The organism is Burkholderia sp. L-4 (assembly GCF_056856535.1).
On record NZ_JBXEOX010000002.1, the window covers coordinates 436,493 to 457,889 of the forward strand.

The 21,397-nt window shown below is 67.4% G+C and carries 14 protein-coding genes and 2 pseudogenes; 7 read left to right on the forward strand and 9 right to left on the reverse strand.

The genetic code is table 11. The features are described 5' to 3' along the window. Positions 1-7 precede the first annotated feature (7 nt). The 3 genes from ceoB to AC1VVG_RS18710 are packed head-to-tail and all read right to left on the reverse strand — an operon-like array spanning position 8 to position 5,364. Complete coding sequence (gene ceoB / locus AC1VVG_RS18700) at positions 8-3,208, reverse strand: multidrug efflux RND transporter permease subunit CeoB (protein WP_034187789.1); 3,201 nt, start codon at positions 3,206-3,208, stop codon at positions 8-10. 45 nt (positions 3,209-3,253) lie between these two features. After that, positions 3,254-4,471, reverse strand: a complete 1,218-nt coding sequence (ceoA, locus tag AC1VVG_RS18705) for a multidrug efflux RND transporter periplasmic adaptor subunit CeoA (RefSeq protein WP_034187788.1) — start codon at positions 4,469-4,471, stop codon at positions 3,254-3,256. A 32-nt stretch (positions 4,472-4,503) separates the two neighbouring features. After that, complete coding sequence (locus AC1VVG_RS18710; RefSeq protein WP_034187787.1) at positions 4,504-5,364, reverse strand: alpha/beta hydrolase; 861 nt, start codon at positions 5,362-5,364, stop codon at positions 4,504-4,506. Positions 5,365-5,538: 174 nt separating this feature from the next. Here AC1VVG_RS18710 and ceoR point away from each other — a divergent pair, with 174 nt between their 5' ends. Both ceoR and AC1VVG_RS18720 read left to right on the forward strand, forming a co-directional pair. Next, positions 5,539-6,543, forward strand: a complete 1,005-nt coding sequence (gene ceoR, locus AC1VVG_RS18715) for a putative multidrug efflux transcriptional regulator CeoR (protein ID WP_034187786.1) — start codon at positions 5,539-5,541, stop codon at positions 6,541-6,543. 442 nt (positions 6,544-6,985) lie between these two features. Beyond that, positions 6,986-7,279, forward strand: coding sequence for a DUF4148 domain-containing protein (locus AC1VVG_RS18720; RefSeq protein ID WP_482836007.1), 294 nt, complete (start codon positions 6,986-6,988; stop codon positions 7,277-7,279). A 208-nt stretch (positions 7,280-7,487) separates the two neighbouring features. On the opposite strand, the gene AC1VVG_RS18725 is transcribed toward AC1VVG_RS18720, so the two are convergent. The 3 genes from AC1VVG_RS18725 to selD all read right to left on the reverse strand — a co-directional run bounded on the left by AC1VVG_RS18725 (position 7,488) and on the right by selD (position 10,524). Further along, positions 7,488-8,567 carry a purine-nucleoside phosphorylase gene (locus tag AC1VVG_RS18725; RefSeq protein ID WP_034187784.1) on the reverse strand — a complete coding sequence of 360 codons (1,080 nt, stop codon included), beginning with the start codon at positions 8,565-8,567 and terminating at the stop codon, positions 7,488-7,490. A 229-nt stretch (positions 8,568-8,796) separates the two neighbouring features. Then, positions 8,797-9,387: a LysE family translocator gene (locus AC1VVG_RS18730; RefSeq protein ID WP_482836008.1), complete on the reverse strand. Its 591-nt coding sequence runs from the start codon at positions 9,385-9,387 to the stop codon at positions 8,797-8,799. 72 nt (positions 9,388-9,459) lie between these two features. Next, positions 9,460-10,524, reverse strand: a complete 1,065-nt coding sequence (gene selD / locus AC1VVG_RS18735) for a selenide, water dikinase SelD (RefSeq protein WP_063851213.1) — start codon at positions 10,522-10,524, stop codon at positions 9,460-9,462. A gap of 115 nt (positions 10,525-10,639) precedes the next feature. Between selD and AC1VVG_RS18740 the strand changes: the two genes are divergently transcribed. Continuing rightward, positions 10,640-11,476 carry an EamA family transporter gene (locus AC1VVG_RS18740; RefSeq protein ID WP_482836009.1) on the forward strand — a complete coding sequence of 279 codons (837 nt, stop codon included), beginning with the start codon at positions 10,640-10,642 and terminating at the stop codon, positions 11,474-11,476. 65 nt (positions 11,477-11,541) lie between these two features. Here the strand turns inward: AC1VVG_RS18740 and pdxR are convergent, their stop codons facing one another. Next, positions 11,542-13,050: a MocR-like pyridoxine biosynthesis transcription factor PdxR gene (gene pdxR / locus AC1VVG_RS18745; RefSeq protein ID WP_482836010.1), complete on the reverse strand. Its 1,509-nt coding sequence runs from the start codon at positions 13,048-13,050 to the stop codon at positions 11,542-11,544. Between the two features lie 120 nt (positions 13,051-13,170). Here pdxR and AC1VVG_RS18750 point away from each other — a divergent pair, with 120 nt between their 5' ends. After that, the gene (locus AC1VVG_RS18750; RefSeq protein WP_049028866.1) at positions 13,171-14,460 is read left to right on the forward strand and encodes a 4-aminobutyrate--2-oxoglutarate transaminase; all 1,290 of its coding nucleotides are present in this window, start codon (positions 13,171-13,173) and stop codon (positions 14,458-14,460) included. Between the two features lie 100 nt (positions 14,461-14,560). Next, positions 14,561-16,030 (forward strand): NADP-dependent succinate-semialdehyde dehydrogenase, encoded by a 1,470-nt coding sequence (gene gabD, locus AC1VVG_RS18755; RefSeq protein ID WP_034187779.1) that lies wholly within the window; start codon positions 14,561-14,563, stop codon positions 16,028-16,030. A gap of 114 nt (positions 16,031-16,144) precedes the next feature. Here gabD and AC1VVG_RS18760 read toward each other — a convergent pair. Both AC1VVG_RS18760 and AC1VVG_RS18765 read right to left on the reverse strand, forming a co-directional pair. Further along, positions 16,145-17,691, reverse strand: a pseudogene (locus tag AC1VVG_RS18760) (methyl-accepting chemotaxis protein). Between the two features lie 411 nt (positions 17,692-18,102). Continuing rightward, positions 18,103-19,649: pseudogene (locus AC1VVG_RS18765) on the reverse strand (methyl-accepting chemotaxis protein). Positions 19,650-19,960: 311 nt separating this feature from the next. Between AC1VVG_RS18765 and AC1VVG_RS18770 the strand changes: the two are divergent. Then, entirely contained in the window at positions 19,961-20,818 is an 858-nt protein-coding gene (locus AC1VVG_RS18770) for a class I SAM-dependent methyltransferase (protein ID WP_367188777.1), read from the forward strand. Continuing rightward, on the forward strand, positions 20,815-21,375 hold the full coding sequence (locus AC1VVG_RS18775; RefSeq protein WP_482836011.1) for a GNAT family N-acetyltransferase: 561 nt from the start codon (positions 20,815-20,817) through the stop codon (positions 21,373-21,375). The genes AC1VVG_RS18770 and AC1VVG_RS18775 overlap by 4 nt, the downstream gene beginning before the upstream one ends. Positions 21,376-21,397 lie beyond the last annotated feature (22 nt).

Consider the following 21,397-nt stretch of genomic DNA (forward strand, 5'->3'; position numbering starts at 1 on the left):
GTTTTCCTCAAGCATCCGAAGCCGACGCGCCCGACGGCGGCACGCCGTATCCCGACGAATCCTTGCCGGCGACGTGGATCTTGCCGCCCGCAAGCGTCCGCAGCACGACGTAGAACACCGGCGTCAGCATCAGCCCGAACAGCGTCACGCCCAGCATCCCGAAGAACACCGCGACCCCCATCGCATGGCGCATTTCCGACCCGGCCCCCGTCGACGTGACGAGCGGCACCACGCCCATGATGAAGGCGATCGACGTCATCAGGATCGGGCGCAGACGCAGCCGGCTCGCCTCGATCGCGGCCTCGAGCGGCGTCCTGCCGTCGTGTTCGAGCTCGCGTGCGAACTCGACGATCAGGATCGCGTTCTTCGCCGACAGCCCCACCAGCACCATCAGGCCGATCTGCGTGAAGATGTTGTTGTCGCCCTGCGTGAGCCACACGCCCGTCAGCGCCGACAGAATGCTCATCGGCACGATCAGGATCACCGCGAGCGGCAGCGTCAGGCTTTCGTACAACGCCGCGAGCACGAGGAACACGAGCAGCACGCTGATCGGGAACACGTACATCGCCGAATCGCCGGCAAGAATCTGCTGGTACGTGAGGTCGGTCCACTCGAACCGCACGCCGCGCGGCAGCGTTTCATGCGCGATGCGCTCGATCGCGGCCTGCGCCTGGCCCGACGAGAAACCCGGCGCCGGGCCGCCGTTGATGTCGGCCGCCGTGTAGCCGTTGTAGCGCACGACCATTTCGGGGCCGAACGTCGGCGTCACCGTGACGAGCGACGACAGCGGCACCATCTCCCCCTTGTCGTTGCGCGTCTTCAGCTGCAGGATGTCGTCCGCGCGCTGGCGGAACGGCGCATCGGCCTGCACGCGCACCTGGTACACGCGCCCGAAGCGGTTGAAGTCGTTCACGTACAGCGAGCCGAGATACACCTGCATCGTGTTGAACACGTCGGTCACCGGCACGCCGAGCTGCTTCGCCTTCACGCGATCGAGATCGACGTTGAGCTGCGGCACGTTGATCTGGTAGCTCGTGAACAGCGGGCCGAGTTCAGGCGCCTGCTGCGCGCGCTTGATGAAGTCGTTGGTCGCATCCGACAGCTTCGCGTAGCCGACCGCGCCGCGATCCTCGATCTGCATCTTGAACCCGCCGAGCGTACCGAGCCCCAGCACCGGCGGCGGCGGGAACACCGCGACGAACGAATCCTTCATCGTGCTGTACTGCTGGTTCAATGCGCCCGCGATCGCGCCGGCCGACAGCGCCTTGCCATGCCGTTCCGAGAACGGCTTCAGCGTGACGAACACGATGCCCGCGCTCGAGCTGTTCGTGAAGCCGTTCACCGACAGCCCCGGGAACGCGACCGCGCTCTCGACGCCCGGCTGCTTCAGCGCGATCGAGCCCATGTCGCGGATCACCTTCTCGGTACGGTCGAGCGACGCGCCGTTCGGCAGCTGCGCGAACGCGATCAGGTATTCCTTGTCCTGCGCGGGCACGAAGCCGCCCGGCACGACCTTCGACACGAGCACGGTCGCGCCCACCAGCACGAGGTACACGCCGAGCATCAGCGTCTTGCGCGACAGCACGCCGCGCACGCCGCGGCCGTAGTTCTCCGCGCCGCGATGGAACACCTTGTTGAAGCCGCGGAAGAAGCCGCCGAGCACGCGGTTCATCACGCGCGTGAGCCAGTCTTCCTTGTCGCCGTGACCCTTCAGCAGGATCGCGGACAGCGCCGGCGACAGCGTCAGCGAGTTGAACGCCGAGATCACCGTCGAGATCGCGATGGTCATCGCGAACTGCTTGTAGAACTGGCCGGTCAGGCCCGACATGAACGCGAGCGGCACGAACACGGCGACGAGCGTCAGCGCGATCGCGATGATCGGCCCGCTCACTTCCTGCATCGCCTTGTAGGTCGCCTGCCGCGCGTTCATCCCGCTCTCGATGTTCCGCTCGACGTTCTCGACGACGACGATCGCATCGTCGACCACGATCCCGATCGCGAGCACCATCCCGAACAGCGACAACGCGTTGATCGAATACCCGAACGCCAGCAGCAGCGAGAACGTGCCGATGATCGACACCGGCACAGCGATCAGCGGAATCAGCGACGCGCGCCAGGTCTGCAGGAACACGATCACGACGATCACGACCAGCGCGATCGCCTCGAGCAGCGTGTGCACGACGGCCTTGATCGACGAGCGCACGAACTGCGTCGGGTCATAGACGATCTTGTAGTCGACGCCCGCCGGCATGTCCTGCTTCAGCTCGGCCATCGTCTTGCGGACTTCGTCCGAGATCTGCAGCGAGTTCGCACCAGGCGACTGGTTGATCGCCATCGCGACGGCCGGCTTGTTGTCGAGCAGCGAGCGCAGCCCGTATTCGGACGCGTCGAGCTCGATCCGCGCGATGTCGCGCAGGTGCGTGACGCCGCCGTCCGGCGTCGTCTTCACGACGATGTCGCCGAATTCGTCTTCCGTCTGCAGACGGCCGCGCGCGTTCACCGACAGCTGCAACGGCGTGCCGGGCAGCGACGGCGACGCGCCGATCACGCCGGCCGCGACCTGCACGTTCTGCTCGCGGATCGACTGCACGACGTCCTCGGCCGACAACCCGCGCTGCGCGACCTTCTGCGGATCGAGCCATACGCGCATCGCGTAGTCGCCCGAACCCCACAGCTGCACCTGGCCGACGCCCTGGATCCGCGACAGGCGATCCTTCACGTTGATCAGCGCGTAGTTGCGCAGGTAGGTCATGTCGTAGCGGTTGTCCGGCGAGATCAGGTGGACCACCATCGTCAGCGTCGGCGAGCTCTTCACCGTCGTGATGCCGAGCCGCTGCACGTCTTCCGGCAAGCGCGGCAGCGCCTGGTTCACGCGGTTCTGCACGAGCTGCGTGGCCTTGTCCGGATCGGTGCCGAGCTTGAACGTGACGGTGATCGTCATGTTGCCGTCGCTGTTCGCCTGCGACTGCATGTAGAGCATGTCCTCGACGCCGTTGATCTGCTCTTCAAGCGGCGACGCGACCGTCTCGGCGATCACTTTCGGGTTCGCGCCCGGATACTGCGCCTTCACGATCACCGAAGGCGGCACGACTTCCGGATACTCCGAAATCGGCAGCAGGAACATCGCGATCACCCCGCCGAGCAGGATGATCACCGATAGGACTCCTGCAAAGATCGGCCGGTCGATAAAGAATTTGGAAATGTTCATGTGTGGCTCTGTCTGGTTGAACGCGGATGCGAAGCGGCGGGCCGCTTACGAATCCGCCTTCGCCGGTGCGGCCGGCTTCGCGTTGTTCGCGAGCGGCGCGGACGGCGCATCGCCGCCCGTCATCGGGACCATGTGCGGCTTCACCTGCTCGCCGGGGCGTACGCGCTGCGTGCCGTTCACGATCACGCGATCGCCGGCCGACAGCCCGCTCACGATCACGCGCCGGTTGCCGTGCTGCATTCCCTGCTGCACTTCGCGGTACGACACACGGCCCTGCTGGTCGACGACGAACACGAACTTCTTGTCCTGGTCGGTGTTGATCGCCGCGTCGTCGACGAGCAATGCCTCGTGCGGCGCGCTGCCGCCCACCTTCACGCGTGCATAGAGCCCCGGGACGAGCGCGCCGTCGGCGTTGTCGAAACGCGCGCGTACGCGGATCGTGCCGGACGACGTATCGAGCCGGTTGTCGACCGAATCGATCTCGCCGCTGCGCGAGTAGCCCGTTTCGTTCGCGAGACCGAGCTCCACCGGCACCTTGCGGCCGTTGCGCGCGCCGTTGATGTATTGCAGGTAGGTCTGCTCGTCCGCGTCGAACGACGCGTAGATCGGCGACACCGATACCAGCGTCGTCAGCGGCGCGGCCGACGCGCCGGCCGACACGACGTTGCCGAGCGTGATTTCCGCGCGCGACACGCGGCCCGACACGGGGGCGGTGATCCGCGTATAGCCGAGGTTGATGCGCGCCGTTTCCAGCGCGGCTTCGGCGGCCTTCAGGTTCGCCGTCGCCTCGCGCGCCGCGTTCTGCTTCTCGTCGTAGTCGCGCTTCGCGATCGCGTTGTCGCCGATCAGCCGCTGCGCGCGCTGCCAGTCCGTCTGCGCATAACCGTTGCGCGCCTGCGCGGCGGCCAGCTGCGCGGCCGCGCGATCGGTTTCGGCCTGGTACGGGCGCGGGTCGATCACGAACAGCACGTCGCCCTTCTTCACGAGCGCGCCGTCCTTGAAGTTCACCGCGACGATCGTGCCCGACACCTGCGGACGCACGTCGACTTTCTCGACCGCTTCGAGGCGGCCCGAATAACTTTGCCAGTCGGTCACGGTTTGCGGCACGACGGTCGCGACGTCGACTTCGGGCAGCGGCGCCGCCGCTTTCTCGGGCGCGTTCGCGTTCACGCGCATCGCGCCGAACGTGCCGAGGCCGACGACGGCGAGCGTCACGATCGCCGCGGTGGCGATTCGCGAGCGGGAGGTGCGTAGGATGGCCATGTGGATCTCCAGTAAACGTGGAATGGTTTTGGTTATTCGGAACGGTTCGGCTGGCGCGCCTGGAAGCGGCACTGGAAGAAGCGCACGGCTTCCTCGAACGCGGCTTCGTGCGTCGCGAGCGCGGCGTGCGTGATGTCCGGATAGCGGATCACCTGCGTGAGCACGCCCGACGAGATCAGGCAGCTCGCATATTTCTCCGCTTCGACGTGCAGCACGTCGTTCTGCGCGGTGACGACAAGCGTCGGCGGCAGCCCCGCGAGGCGCACCGACTCGAGCGGCGCCGCGTACGGATGCATGCGCTGCGCCGCCTGCGGCAGATACGCGCGATAACAGGCCGCGCATTCGCGCGGGGTGATGTCGGACGCGAGGCGCTCGGCGTCGCCGATGCGCGTCATGCTCGGGTCGAGCATCGGTCCGAACAGCGCCTGCGCGGCGATCGACACTTCACCGCGGTCGCGGGCGATGAAGGCGAGGCAATTCGCGAGCTGGCCGCCCGCGTCGTGGCCGGCGACCCCGATCTTCTTCGGGTTGCCGCCGAACGCGCGGGCCCGCGTCGCGACCCACACGGCCGCGCGATACGCATCCTCCGGCGCGGCCGGAAAGGGAAAGGCCGGCGCGAGCGAATAATCGACCGACACTACGAGTGCTGGTAAGCGTTCTGCTAAAAAACGCGCGGCGAAATCCGCGTCCTCGAGCGAACCGCGGACGAAACCGCCGCCGTGGAAATAAAGCACTACCGGCAACCCGGTCTTGTCCGGGCGGCGGTAGAGGCGCAGCACGATGTCCTGCGCGTAGCCAGGAATTTCCACTTCGGCGACCGTCAGCGCCGCGCCCGCCAAGGCTTGCGCGGGCAACGCGGCTTTCAGGAATTTGCTGAATTCAGAAGCGTCCATGACGATGCAGCATCCATTTCGAGATGGAACGAATTCTGGGTCCGGCAGACATTGGGATAAATGCCTATAATCCGGCAACACAATTCAACGCCCCCGAACAATCCGAGGCTGCGTTTACCCACGAGGTAGCGCAGCCTTGTCGTTCCGGCGGCAAATTAGATTGCGGAGGTTGTGATGGACCGGCTTCAGGCCATGCAGGTGTTTACTCGCGTCGTCGATACAAGCAGCTTCACCAAGGCAGCAGAAACGCTCGGCCTGCCGCGAGCGTCCGTCACGACGATCATCCAGAATCTCGAAGCCTTCCTCGGCGTGCGACTGATGCACCGGACCACGCGCCGGCTGTCGCTCACGCCGGACGGCGCCGCGTACTACGAACGATGCGTGCGGATCCTCGCGGACGTCGAGGAAACCGAAGCGAGCTTCCAGGCCAACAACCGGAAACCGCACGGAAAGTTGCGTATCGACATGCCGGGCTCGATCGGGCGGCTGCTCGTGATTCCGTCGCTGTGCGAATTTCATACACGCTATCCGGACATCGACCTGCAGCTCGGCCTGTCCGACCGGCCGGTCGACCTGCTGCAGGAAGGCGTCGACTGCGTGATCCGGGTCGGCGCGCTGCAGGATTCGTCGCTGGTCGCGCGTCGCGTCGGCCTGTTCGAATGCGTGACGGTCGCCGCGCCCGCGTATCTCGAGCGCCACGGCGAGCCGCAGACGATCGACGATCTCGGCCAGCACAAGGCCGTCAATTATTTCTCGAGCCGCACCGGCCGCACGATCGACTGGACGTTCCTCACCGAAGGCAAGGAAATCGAGGTGAAGATGAACAGCATCGTGTCGGTGAACGACGCGGATGCGTACGTGACCTGCGGGATCGAAGGCTTCGGCCTGATCCAGCCGCCGCTCTTCATGGTGCTGCCGCAGCTGCGCGAAGGCCGGCTCAAGGAAGTGCTGCCCGGCGTCAAGCCGCTGCCGATGCCGATCTCGGTCGTGTATCCGCACAGCCGCCACCTGTCGCCGAAGGTGCGCGTGTTCGTCGACTGGGTGGCCGAGGTGTTCGACCGCTGCCCGCTGCTGAGCGGCAAGGGCAGCCTCGACGCGACGTGCAGCAAGCGCACGTTCGAGGAAGCCGAACGCGCACCGGCGCTCGACACGCCGGTCATCAACGAATGGGTCGCGTAATCGTCTGACCTGCATGCGCGGGCCGCGCGGCTCGCGCATCGTCCGCTCTCCTCGCCGTCTTCAAGCCGCCGATGCGCTCGGCGCATCCGATCCTTCCCGATTCCGCAGCAAACCTTTGTGTCGCGAGCAGCAATCGCCCGCGCGCGCCGTCGCGGGTGGCCGCCGCACCCGCGTGCGCCCCGCTGCACGGGGCTGCCGGCAATTTCCGCATAACCCTGTCGTCCATGCGGATGTCGATTGTTCCGGTGCGGCGACAAATCAATTCGCGTCTGCCGCATTTATCGCGACCGAACAGATACCTAGAGTAAACCCTGTCGCGCACCTCGTTGCGCATCGAACAGATCCCGCTCGATGGGACCGGAGCAGCGCTCGGACGCCCGCTCCGACATGGGATCCGAGTCAGCGCTGAAGCGCTGACTCATATCGACACAGGAGTTATGCCATGAACCGCCGCCATCTTCTCTCCGCCCTCGCGCTCACGCTCGCCGTGGCCGCACCGGCCTTCGCCGATTCGGGCACGCCGCACGCCGGCGACTACGGCAATACGTCGTGGTACGCGCAGCACAATGGCCCGCGTACGCGTGCCGAAGTGAGCGCGGAAGTCGTGCAAGCGCGCAAGGACGGCACGCTCGCGTACCTGCGCAAGGCGAATTCGTATCCGCAAGGGCTCGAACTCGCCCAGGGCCCGTATCGCTCGCTGCCGGAAAGCAACCAGCTCGCCGGCGGGGGCCGGTAAACGCGCGACGCCGCGCAACGGGTCGGCCCGTGCGCGGCGTCGCGGCACACCTTTCGACGACTCGCCGAGTCAGTGACTTGCAGGAGCACATGATGAACGACACCCTTCCTTCGCCGCTCGATCACTGGGACGACACCACGCCGGTCTGGACGCCGTTCCGTTCGGCCCCGCGATCGCATTGACCGCCGGCCGAGTCATCGTCCGGCCGTCAACGGCGCGGCACGCCGTCGCGCCATTCGCCCCAGTGCGTGACGATGTCCTGAACCAGCGGATTACCCGCGCGGTACAGGTTTTCGGTCGCCGGGGCGAAGCCGCCCTGGTCCGCGTAGTTCAGCAGGTTGTCGGCGCTCGTCTGCCCCGCATACGGGCGGTCGAAATCGGACCCCGTGCGCAGCACCGCGACGCGTGACAGGTCGACCCGCTTCACGCTCGCCGCGCGCTTGAGCGCCTCATACGTCGCGTTGTCTTCCTGCGCGGTCATGCAGTAGGTGCCCTTGCCGTCGGTCAGGATCTTCGTCCACTGGCGCGCGCGCTCGCCGATCAGCGTGCCGGAGAACCACGTGTTGCCCGATGACGTATCGCACTGGATCACCGTCGGCGGCCGGTTCGCCGGCGCATACGTGAACTTCGCGCGGGCAGCCTGCGCCTGCGCGCTGTCGGCGAGCACGACGTTGCGCGACAGCGCGTACGCGGCGTCGGTCAGCTGCGGGTTGAGCTGGAACACTTCGGTGCGATAGTCGAGCGGCGGCTTGTCGTTCGGGCTCTTCGTGTTGATGCCGAGGAAACCCGTGTTCCAGCCGGCGGGAATCTCGCGCGCGTCGAGCTCCCACTGCAGGCTGAAATCGACGAGGTATTTCGACCACGCGGCCGAACCGACCGTGCCCTGCGCGGGGTCGACGCCCGCGATGCCGGACACCAGGAAATACGTCCGGCGCAGATCGAAGCGCTGCGAGAACGTGAGCGCCATGATCGTCGCCGACGCGTTCGCATAACCCATGCCGGTCGTCACGACGCACACGTCCTGCTTGTTGCAGTGAACGGCCGGGTAGTCGGGCGACAGGCCCGGCACGGCGATGTCGCGCCACGGGCCGAGCCGGTCGAGCCACGCCTGGCCCTCCGGACCGAACATCGTGATGATCATGACCTTGACCGGGCGGCCCTGTGCACCGGTCTCGGCGAATGCATGGTTGCCCGCGTTGTTGCCCTGGTTGTCCTGCGCGATCGACGGCGCGGTCGCACAGGCTGCGAGCGAGAATGCGGCAGCGGAAAGGATGGAGCGAGTCAGCATCGGCGTTCCTTGTTTCGATGATGTTGGGTGAGAACGGCTCTCGGAGACTGCGCGAGGGAGTATAGAACGGGCGTACGCAATGCGGAACCCGACTACGAAACGGCGAATGGTGTTTCGTGCGCATGGACGCGTGTTGCGTGACGGAATGCGCGCGTTCGCCGCCGTATTGCAAACATCAGGAATGCTATCGGGTTGGCCGCCCGTGCGACGCCGGCCGCTGCCCGCCGCGCTACACGCGCATCAGCCCCGCAACACCGTTACCGAGCACGACGAGCGCGGCGACCACATGGCTCGCCGCGAGCCACCCGGGCGACTTCACGAAGCGTCCGATCGCGCTGCCGCCGAACGCGAACGCGAGCTGCCCCGCGAGGCTGCCCGCGAACACGCACGCGGCACCGGTCAGCCAGTGCCGATGCGCGCCGGCGGCAGCCGTTGCATAGCCGTAGAACAACAGGATCGTCAGCGGGTTCGCGAGTGTGACGACGAACATCGACATGAACGGGCGGTCGCCCGGCGGCGGCGTATCGCCTTCGAGCGTGCGCCGACGGTCGCGCAGCGCCTGCCACAGCATCCGCATGCCCATCGCGAGCAATACGCCCGCGCCCACGCTACGGAACAACGACAGATGCGCCGCGAGCGTGCTCGCGAGCATCGCGCCGATCGTGAACGCGACGACTGCATGACAGCCGTCCGCCGCGGCAACGCCGATTGCCGCGCGCACGCCGGTCGCCGTGCCGGCGCGCATGCCGTAGTTCGCGATCATCCATGCAACGGGCCCGACCGACAGCGCGATCATCAGCCCGAACGGGAAGTCGTTCATCGATCGTCGATGCCTTCGAGGGAAGGCATCGATTCCGGCGACCGCATAAAGAACCCGCGCGGAAAATCCGCGTCAGGCGACGTCGACGCGCGCGGGCCCGTCCACCATCTCGCCGATCACGGCCGCGCGGTCGAAACCGTCGGCACGGAAGCACGCGAGCACGTCGTCGACCGCGTCGGGCGCGCACGCGACGAGCAGGCCGCCCGACGTCTGCGGATCGGTCAGCAGCGCCTGCGCGACCGGCGGCAGGCCGTCGGCAAGCCGCACGTCGGTGCCGTACGCGGCCCAGTTGCGGCCCGACGCGCCGGTGAACACGCCGTCGGCCACGAACGCCTCGACGCCGGCGAGCCACGGCAGCGACGCATAGTGCACGCGCGCGGTCAGCTGCGCGCCGCGCGCCAGCTCGAGCGTATGGCCGAGCAGCCCGAAGCCCGTGACGTCGGTCAGCGCGTGCACGCCCGGCAGCGCGGCCAGCTCCGTGCCCGGCCGGTTCAGCTTGGTGGTCGTCGCGACCATCTGCGCGTAACCGTCGGCATCGAGCTGGTTCTTCTTCAGCGCGGCCGACAGCACGCCGACGCCGAGCGGCTTGCCGAGCACGAGCACGTCGCCGGCGCGCGCGGCCGCATTGCGCTTCACGCGCGACGGGTGCACGACGCCGATCGCCGCGAGCCCGTAGATCGGCTCGACCGAATCGATCGAATGGCCGCCCGCGACCGGAATGCCGGCGTCCGCGCACACCGATTCGCCGCCGCGCAGCACGGCCGCGATCGTTTCATGCGGCAGCACGTTGATCGGCATGCCGACCAGCGCGAGCGCGAGGATCGGCTTGCCGCCCATCGCATACACGTCGGACAGCGCGTTGGTCGCCGCGATGCGGCCGAAGTCGAACGGATCGTCGACGATCGGCATGAAGAAATCGGTGGTCGCGACGATCGCCTGCTCGTCGTTGAGCCGGTAGACGGCCGCGTCGTCGGACGTCTCGGTGCCGACCAGCAGGTCCGGGAACAGCGCGGGCGGCGTCGCGCGCTTCAGCAGTTCGGACAGCACGCCCGGCGCGATCTTGCAGCCGCAGCCGCCCCCGTGCGACAGGCTCGTGAGGCGCGGAACGGCAGGCTGGGCTTGGGTGGCTTCGGTCATCGTCGGCATCCGGTGAATAACAACGTTCTATTATCGACAATTCCGCGCGAGCGCGCCGGATACCCACATAATTGACGGCGCCGTCCCCCGCCCGCCACCGCCCGCACCTTCGTTCATGGATCACCTGTTCATCGGCCTCGTGCTGTGCTCCGCGCTGCTGCATGCCATCTGGAATGCGTTCCTCCACGTCAGCGAAGACCGGCTCGTGCAGCTCGGCACGATGTCGCTGCCGTATCTCGCGTTCGGCATCGCCGGCGCCGCGCTGCTGCCGGCGCCGGCGCCCGCCGCGTGGCCGTACATCGTCGCGTCGGCCACGCTCGAGGTCGCGTACTGCTTCACGCTCGCGCGCGCGTACCGCAGCGGCGAATTCGGCCAGATCTATCCGATCGCGCGCGGTATCTCGCCGCTGCTCGTGTCGGTGCTGGCGCTCGCGATGCTGCACGAGCGGCCGACGCCGTTCGGCTTCGCGGGCATCGCGCTGGTGTCGTTCGGGATCATGTCGCTCGCGTTGCGGCGCGGCTTCCGGTTCTCCGGCGAAGGCGTGCCGTATGCGCTGCTCACGGGCGTGTTCATCGCCGCGTACTCGATCTGCGACGGGATCGGCTCGCGCCTGTCCGGCAGCGCGCTCGGCTACATCGCGTGGGTGTACCTGCTGTGGAGCGTGCCGCAGCTCGTGCTCGTCGGCGTGCTGCGCGGCGGCCCGCGCGCGGTGCTCGCGTCGCGCACGGCGCTCACGCAGGGCGCGATCGCCGGCACGATCTCGCTCGCCGCATACGGGATCGTGATCCTCGCGTACCGGCACCTGCCGGTCGCGACCGTGTCCGCGCTGCGCGAAACGAGTTCGATCTTCGCGGTCGCGATCGGCTGGTTCGTGATGCGCGAGCGGCCCGGCGCGCAACGGCTCGCTGCGTGCGCGCTGGTGGTGGCCGGCGCGGCGCTGATCCGGCTGTAGGCGCGCCCGCGCCGGCCTCGCACCGACCACCGGCGCCGCCCCGCGACGATGCCGCTGCCGCGCCGTCAAGCCACCGCGACGGCCCTGCCGAACGCCCGCTCGTCGATCGCCTCGGCGAGCGTCGCGAACGCGGTCGCGATCTCGTCTTCCGGCACGCACGCATAACCGAGCAGCAACCCCGACGCGGCGCGCTCGCGATCCGCGTAGTAACCGGACAGCGGCCGCACAACGATATTGCGTTCGAGCGCGGCCTGCGCGACCGCGCAATCGTCGACCCCTTCCGGCAGTTGCGTGACCAGATGCAGCCCCGCGTCGCTGCCGAGTGCCTGCAGCGTATCGCCGTAGCGGCGCGCGACCGCCTCGAGCAGCACCTCGCGGCGCTGCCCGTACAGCGTGCGCATCTTGCGGATATGCGACACGAAGTGCCCTTCCGCGATGAATTCCGCGAGCACCGCCTGCTGCAGCAGTTGCCCTTCGCGGTACAGCTCGGCGCTCGCGGTCGCGAAACTTTCCGCGAGCGGTTCCGGCGCGACGAGATACCCGACCCGCAGCCCCGGGAACAGCGTCTTGCCGAAACTGCCGACGTAGATCACCTGCCCGGCCGTGTCGAGCCCCTGCAGCGACGCGAGCGGTCGGCTGCCGTAGCGGAATTCGCTGTCGTAGTCGTCCTCGATGATCCAGCAGCCGTGCTGGCGCGCGTATTCGAGCAGCATCCGCCGCCGCGCGAGGCTCATCACCATGCCGAGCGGATACTGGTGCGACGGCGTGACGAGCATCAGCTTCGGCGGCGCGGCGAGATCGGCGGCCGACGGCGCGATGCCTTCGTCGTCGACCGGAATCGGCCGCGTGGTCAGCCCCGACACGTTCAGCACGCTGCGCACGCCCCAGTAGCACGGGTCCTCGGTCCAGATCGCGTCGCCCGGATCGGTCAGCAACCGCACCGCGAGGTCGATCGACTGGTGGATGCCGGTCGTGATCACGATCTGCTCGGGCGTGCAGCGCACCGAGCGCGACGTGCGCAGGTAGTCGGCCAGCGCCTCGCGCAGCAGCGCGAGCCCGCCGCCCGGTGCGTACGTCAGCAGGTCGGGGCGCAGGCGCCGCCAGTACTTGTTGTGCAGCCGCGTCCACACGCGCGCCGGAAATCGCGACACATCGGGCACGCCCGGCATGAACGCGCCACCCTGGCGCTTCGACACGCCGGCGCCTTCGACGAGCCGCGTGCCGCGCGCGGACAGCCGCCGCGCGGACGGCATCACGACGGCGGGCCCGGCCGCCGCGTCGGGCGGCACGCCGACGATCTCGTCCGGCGCGCTGTCGGCGACGAAGGTGCCTCGGCCGGTCGCCGAATTCACATAGCCTTCGAGCGCCAGCTGTTCGTAAACCTGCGTGACCGTGTTGCGGGCGATGCCGAGCTCGGCGGCCAGCAGCCGCGACGACGGCACGCGCGTGCCGGCCGGCAGTTCGCGCGACAGGATCGCCTGTTGCAGCAGCCGGTGAAGCTGCCGGTAGATCGGCTGCGCGCCGCCGCGCACGAGGCGCTGCGCCAGCCAGTCCGACAACACGCTCGCGCGCATGATTGGCTCCTGAATATTTATTGAAATGGCTCTGATTGCCAGAGCCAAATGTGATTATAGTCGCCTCCATGGGCTGCCAAGGCGCCCGAATTTCTACTCACCGGAAAGAACATCAAGGAGATGACCGTGAAGAATGCCGATCTGCAGGCCCGCAAGAACGCCGCCACCCCGCGCGGCGTCGGCGTGATGTGCGATTTCTACGCAGCCCGCGCCGAGAACGCGGAACTGTGGGATGTCGAAGGCCGTCGCTTCATCGATTTCGCCGCCGGCATCGCGGTGCTGAACACGGGCCACCGCCACCCGAAGATCGTCAAGGCGATCTCGGATCAACTGAACAGCTTCACGCACACCGCTTACCAGATCGTCCCGTACGCGTCGTACGTCGAGCTGGCCGAGAAGATCAACGACCGCGCGCCGGGCGACTTCCCGAAGAAGACCGCATTCTTCACGACCGGCGCCGAAGCCGTCGAGAACGCGATCAAGATCGCGCGGGCCGCGACCGGCCGCCCGGGCGTCATCGCGTTCTCGGGCGGCTTCCACGGCCGCACGATGATGGGCATGGCGCTGACCGGCAAGGTCGCCCCGTACAAACTGAACTTCGGCCCGTTCCCGGGCGACGTGTTCCACGCGCCGTACCCGAACGCGCTGCACGGCGTGACGACCGCCGACTCGATCAAGGCGATCGAGATGCTGTTCAAGGCCGACATCGATCCGAAGCGCGTCGCCGCGATCATCTTCGAACCGGTCCAGGGCGAAGGCGGCTTCAACCCGGCACCGGCCGAATTCGTGCGCGCGCTGCGCAAGATCTGTAACGAACACGGCATCCTGCTGATCGCCGACGAAGTCCAGACGGGCTTCGCACGCACCGGCAAACTGTTCGCGATGCAGCACTACGACGTGCTGGCCGACCTGATCACGATGGCGAAGAGCCTCGCGGGCGGCATGCCGCTGTCGGGCGTCGTCGGCCGTGCGGACGTGATGGACGCGGCAGCGCCCGGCGGCCTCGGCGGCACGTACGCGGGCAACCCGCTGGCCGTCGCCTCGGCGCACGCGGTGCTCGAGATCATCGACGAGGAAAAGCTGTGCGAACGCGCGACGCAGCTCGGCGACGTGCTGAAGGCGAAGCTGACGTCGCTGCAGGCCGACGTGCCGCAGATCGCCGACGTGCGCGGCCCGGGCGCGATGATCGCGGTCGAGTTCCTGAAGCCGGGCTCGGGCGAGCCGGATGCCGAATTCACGAAGCGCGTGCAGACGCGCGCGCTCGAGCGCGGCCTGCTGCTGCTCGTGTGCGGCGTGTACTCGAACGTCGTGCGTTTCCTGTTCCCGCTGACGATCACGCAGCCCGTGTTCGACGAAGCGCTCGCGATCCTCGAGGAAGTGCTGAAGGAAACGGTCGGCGTGCCGGCCTGAGTGCCCGCCCACTTCAACTGAATGGGCCGCCGCCGTCGTGAAGACGGCGGCGGCCGTTTTCATCCGTCCTTATCCGTCCTTTTCAAAGCAGGCGATTCATATGAGCACCGTTCAGGAAACCCTGGCACTGAAAGATCCGTCGCTGTTCCGCCAGCAGGCGTACGTCAACGGCGAATGGCAAGGCGCAACGAACGGCGAGACGTTCGATGTCCGCAACCCGGCGACGGGCGGCCTGCTCGGCACCGTGCCGGCGATGGGCACGGCCGAGACGCGTCACGCGATCGACGCCGCGAACGCCGCATGGCCGGCGTGGCGCAAGAAGACCGCGAAGGAACGCGCGGTCATCCTGCGCAAGTGGCACGACCTGATGATGGAAAACGCCGACGACCTCGCGCTGATCCTCACGACCGAGCAGGGCAAGTCGCTGGCCGAGGCGAAGGGCGAGATCGGCTACGCGGCGTCGTTCCTCGAGTGGTTCGCGGAAGAGGGCAAGCGCGTGTACGGCGACACGATCCCAACGCCGGCGAGCGACAAGCGCATCGTCGTGACGAAGGAAGCGATCGGCGTGTGCGCGGCGATCACGCCGTGGAACTTCCCGGCGGCGATGATCACGCGCAAGGTCGGCCCGGCGCTCGCGGCCGGCTGCCCGATCGTCGTGAAGCCGGCCGAGGCCACGCCGTTCTCCGCACTCGCGATGGCCGTGCTGGCCGAACGCGCGGGCGTGCCGGCCGGCGTGTTCAGCGTCGTCACGGGCGACCCGAAGGCGATCGGCGGCGAAATGACGTCGAACCCGATCGTGCGCAAGCTGTCGTTCACGGGCTCGACGCCGGTCGGCCGCCTGCTGATGTCGCAATGCGCGGCGACGGTCAAGAAGGTGTCGCTGGAGCTGGGCGGCAACGCGCCGTTCATCGTGTTCGACGACGCCGACCTCGATGCGGCCGTGCAGGGCGCGATCGCATCGAAGTACCGCAACAGCGGCCAGACCTGCGTGTGCACGAACCGCTTCTACGTGCATGAAGCCGTGTACGACTCGTTCGCGCAGAAGCTCGCGGCCGCCGTCGGCCAGCTGAAGGTCGGCCGCGGCACCGAGCCGGGCGTCACGCAGGGCCCGCTGATCAACGAAGCGGCCGTGCTGAAGGTCGAGGCGCACATCGAGGACGCGCTCGCGAAGGGTGCGACCGTCGTGACGGGCGGCAAGCGCCACGCGCTCGGCCACGGCTTCTTCGAGCCGACCGTGCTGACGGGCGTCACGCCGGCGATGAAGGTCGCGAAGGAAGAGACGTTCGGGCCGCTCGCGCCGCTGTTCAAGTTCAGCAGCGACGAGGAAGTGATCGGCCTCGCGAACGATACCGAGTTCGGCCTGGCCGCCTACTTCTACAGCCGCGACATCGGCCGCGTGTGGAAGGTGGCGGAAGCGCTCGAATACGGGATGGTCGGCGTGAACACGGGCCTGATCTCGAACGAAGTCGCGCCGTTCGGCGGCGTCAAGCAGTCGGGCCTCGGCCGCGAAGGCTCGCACTACGGCATCGACGACTACGTCGTGATCAAGTACCTCTGCCTCGCCGTCTGACGGCTCGGGGCCTGCCGCTTCGGCGACAGGCCCTGACCGCCCGGCCGGAACCGGGCGGTCCGACGCGGGCCGGCGCCCCTCTCCGCCGCGCCCGCGTCACCTTCCCTGCCGCGATCAACGAAACACGTTCACCGCTTCCACGAGCCGCGCCGCCTGCTGCTTCAGGCTCTCCGACGCCGCCGCACTCTGCTCGACGAGCGCCGCGTTCTGCTGCGTGATGTTGTCCAGATGCACGACCGCCTGGTCGACCTGCGCGACGCCCGTGCTCTGCTCGGCCGTCGACGAGCTGATCTCCGCGATCAGGTCCGACACGCGCTTCACCTGCGTGACGATGTCCTCCATCGTCTTGCCCGCGCCGTCGACGATCCGCGCGCCCGATTCCACGCGCTCGACGCTCGCGCCGATCAGCGCCTTGATCTCCTTCGCCGCGTTCGCGCTGCGCTGCGCGAGCGCGCGCACCTCGCCCGCGACCACCGCGAAACCGCGTCCCTGGTCGCCCGCGCGCGCGGCCTCGACCGCGGCGTTCAGCGCGAGGATATTGGTCTGGAACGCGATGCCGTCGATCACGCCGATGATGTCGGCGATCTTGCGCGAACTGGCGGTGATGTCGTTCATCGTCGTCACGACCTCGCTCACCGCCTGCCCGCCGCGCTCGGCCGCATCGCTCGCCGACACCGACAGCTGGTTCGCCTGCAGCGCCGTCTCCGCGTTGCTCGACACGGTCGCCGTCATCTCGGCCATCGACGCGGCCGTCTGCTGCACGCTTGTCGAGGCCTGTTCGGTACGTGCGCTCAGGTCGTTGTTGCCCTGCGCGATCTCGTTGCTCTCGCGCGCTGCACGTTGTGCACCTGCTCGCTGACGTCGTCGACGAGCCAGCGGAACATCAGCCCGAGCTGGTTGATCGTGCGCAGCGTCATGCCGATCTCGTCGACGCGGTTCATCCGCACGCTGCTGCGGCTCTCGCCGGTCGCGACGCGCAGCGCCTCGTCGCGCAACTGCCGAAGCGGCTGCACGATCTGCGCATCGAGCCACCAGCCGGCAACCGCCGTCACGCCCACCGCCGCGCCGGCAAACGCCGCCAGCGCGCCGCCGGTCAGCCCGCAGGCCCAGCCCGCGCCGACGACGGCCGGCGCCAGCGCGCCCAGCGCCGCATGCACGCGCGCACGCACCGACATCGTCTGGAACAGCGAAACAACGCGCATCACACCCGTGCGGACGATCAACCCCTTGTGGAAGCGGCGATTGCCGGCCTTGCCTTCGCGGAAATCGCGATACAGCGCTTCGGCGGCCGCGATCTCGTCGCGCGTCGCCTTCGTGCGCACCGACATATAGCCTTTCGGCTGGCCGTTGCGCATCACCGGAATCGCGTTCGCGCGCACCCAGTAGTGATCGCCGTTCTTGCGGCGATTCTTCACGAGCGCGGTCCACGGCTCGCCGCCCTTGAGCGTCGCCCACATGTCGGCGAACGCCTCCTTCGGCATGTCCGGATGGCGCACGACGTTGTGCGGCTGACGTTCGATTTCGTCGGGAGAAAATCCGCTGACCTGGATGAATGCCGCGTTGGCGTACGTGATGTAGCTGTCGGCATCGGTCGTCGACATCAGCGTCGCGTCATCGGGGAAATCGAATTCGCGTTGCGTGACGGGCTGGTTGTTGCGCATGGTGAGGAGCTCCGGATGGCGGATCTTGCGCCCGCTTGTGGATTGATTCGAGACCCGCGCGCATTGCTGTCGATTCGCATGCGCGTGAGCCGTGCTCCTGCGCTTTCGGCAAATTCCACGAAAACATTACGGTGTATTCGGGAAAATATTCATTAAATTTGCATCATCTTGTTTTTGCCGAATCGTTTGTTTATGGATGAAACAAAAGCCTTGCCGGACAACGGTTTAACGGGTATTCGTCTGATTATTGATTTCGATTCGGCCAATTCCATTTAATGCGCCGCCGGAAAAATATGAATACGAATATTTCTCGTTTATCGAATTTCGATTGAAGCAAAAAAAGCCATGCGCAGGGTGCGCGACATTCGGAAATCTTCGATCGAATCCGCCCGTCGCGCACGCTTGCGGCCATCAGCGGAACACGTTCACCGCATCCACCAGCCGGGTCGCCTGCTGCTTCAGGCTCTCCGATGCCGCCGTGCTCTGCTCGACGAGCGCCGCGTTCTGCTGCGTGATGTTGTCCAGATGCACGACCGCCTGGTCGACCTGCGCGACGCCCGTGCTCTGCTCGGCCGTCGACGAGCTGATCTCCGCGATCAGGTCCGACACGCGCTTCACCTGCGTGACGATGTCTTCCATCGTCTTGCCCGCGCCGTCGACGATCCGCGCGCCCGATTCCACGCGCTCGACGCTCGCGCCGATCAGCGTCTTGATCTCCTTCGCCGCGTTCGCGCTGCGCTGCGCGAGCGCGCGCACCTCGCCCGCGACCACCGCGAAACCGCGCCCCTGTTCACCGGCCCGCGCGGCCTCGACCGCCGCGTTCAGCGCGAGGATGTTGGTCTGGAATGCAATGCCGTCGATCACGCCGATGATGTCGGCGATCTTGCGCGAGCTGTCGGTGATCTCGCTCATCGTCGTCACGACCTCGCTCACCGCCTGCCCGCCGCGCTCGGCCGCGTCGCTCGCCGACACCGACAGCTGGTTCGCCTGCAGGGCCGTCTCCGCGTTGCTCGACACGGTCGCCGTCATCTCGGCCATCGATGCGGCCGTCTGCTGCACGCTCGACGCAGCCTGCTCGGTGCGCGCGCTCAGGTCGTTGTTGCCCTGTGCGATCTCGTTGCTCGCGCGCTGCACGTTGTGCACCTGCTCGCTGACGTCGTCGACGAGCCAGCGAAACATCAGCCCGAGCTGATTGATCGTGCGCAGCGTCATGCCGATCTCGTCGACGCGGTTCATCCGCACGCCGCGCCGGCTTTCACCGGTCGCGACGTTCAGCGCCTGCTCGTGCAACCGCTTCACCGGTTGCACGATCTCTGCGCGTCGAGCCACCAGCCGGCCGCGGCCGCCACGCCGGCCGTCACCGCGGCGAACGCCGCGAGCGCGCCGCCGGTCAGCCCGCAGGCCCAGCCCGTGCCGACGACGACCGGCGCCAGCACGCCCAGCGCCGCATGCACGCGCGCGCGCACCGACATCGTCTGCGGCAGCGACGCGATGCGCAGCAGCCCGGTACGGATCACGAGCCCCTTGTGGAAGCGGCGCTGGCCGGCCTTGCCTTCGCGAAACGCGCGATACAGCGCATCGGCGGCCACGGTCTCGTCGCTCGGCGCCTTCGTGCGCACCGACATGTAGCCCTGCGGCTCGCCGTTGCGCATCACCGGAATCGCGTTCGCGCGCACCCAGTAGTGATCGCCGTTCTTGCGGCGGTTCTTCACGAGCGCGGTCCACGGCTCGCCGCGCTTGAGCGTCGCCCACATGTCGGCGAACGCCTCGCGCGGCATGTCCGGGTGGCGCACGGCATTGTGCGGCTGGCCGACGAGTTCCTCGTTCGAATAGCCGCTCACCTGCGCGAATGTCGTGTTCGCGTACGTGATGTAGCTGTCGGCATCGGTCGTCGACATCAGCGTGACGTCGTCGGGAAAATCGAATTCCTGTTGGGTAACGGGCTGGTTGTTGCGCATGCAAGGCTCCGAAAGGCGGATTGGTTGTCCGCGCCGCGCTGAAATCACGCTCAGTAGCCGAAAAACGGTTGATCGCTTTACGACGTTCTCGTCCTTGCTGTCGGCAATTCGGCAGAAAACCTTAATCCTGCCGCGCATAAAATATGCAATCCAGCCATTACCATGATTTCGATCAAATATTCCGGCGATAATCGCCGCGCACGCGTGTCCGCCGGTCACAACGCACCGCCCGGCGCGCCAATGCGGGCATCCATTGCGCACGGCGAAACGATATGGCCTATCCTGCTCCATTCCACCGGAATTCGAATTCGATGAAAAAGGCATTGCATGAACTGAATCGGCTGTCCTGGAATACGGCGACGGTCGCCCATAACAGCCATAAAGGCGATCAGGCCGCGTTTTTCCGCGATGGCGGCACGACGCTGTTTCCGGAAGAACGAGAGCTGCTCGGCGATCTCGCCGGCCTGCGGCTCCTGCACCTGCAATGCAACGCGGGACAGGACACATTGAGCCTCGTGCGCGAAGGCGCGGATGCCACCGGCGTCGACATCTCCGACGAGGCGATCGGCTTCGCGCGGCAGCTGTCGGCCGATGCGGGGCTGCCGGCGCGGTTCGAGCGCGCCGACGTGCTCGACTGGATGCCCGAAGCGGCCGCGCGCGGCGAGCGCTTCGACCGCGTGTTCACGTCGTACGGCGCGATCTGCTGGCTGTCGGACCTCACCGTCTGGGCGCGCGGAATCGCCGCGCTGCTCGCGCCGGGCGGCCGCTTCGCGATGGTCGAGTTCCATCCGTTCGCGCTGGTTTTCGATGAACACTGGCAGCCGCACTACGACTACTTCCAGCGCGACGCGACCGAGGAGCCGGCAGGCGTCGGCGACTACGTCGCGGTGTCCGGCACCGGGCTCGGCGCGCGGCACGATCATCCGGGCATCGTCGATTTCGCGAATCCGCACCCGAGCTACGAGTTCATGTGGGGCATCGGCGACGTGGTGAACGCGCTCGTGTCGGCCGGGCTCGCGATCGACCGCCTGAACGAATATCCGTATGCGAACGGCTGGAAGGGCTTCGACGGCATGCGCGAGCGGGCTGGCCGCCGGATGGTGCCGCCCGACGGCATGCCGCGCCTGCCGCTGATGTACGCGATCGCCGCGCACCGGGTGGCCGCATGACGCGCCGCACCGCCGCCGACCGCGACGCGCTGTCCGCCCGCCTCCTTGCACGCGACGACGTGCCGCTCGTGTGGACCATCGACCGGCGCGAGATCATCGAGCACCTATACGTGCTGCGCGACGGCACGCTGCACGTCGTGCCCGAGTTCTACGACGTCGCCGGCTGGCCCGACGGCGAAGCCGACCACTACACGCCGATCCTGCTCGACTGCCACGATCGCGGCGGCTGGTTCCTCGGCAGGTTCGACGATGCACGGCTCGTCGCGGCGGTGATCGTCGACAGCCGGCCGCTCGGCCCGCAACGCGACATGCTGCAACTGAAGTTCCTGCACGTGAGCCACGACTGGCGCGGTTGCGGGCTCGGCGAGCAGCTCTACCGCACGGCGCAGGGGCAGGCACGCGCGATGGGCGCGCGCCGCCTGTATGTGTCCGCCACGCCGTCGCGGAACACGATCGACTTCTACCTGCGGCTCGGCTTCACGATCAGCCCGTCGCCCGACCCCGAGCTTTACGCGCTCGAGCCCGAGGACCTCCATCTGGAAGGACCGGCGGCCTGACGGCCCGACGCGCGATGGCACA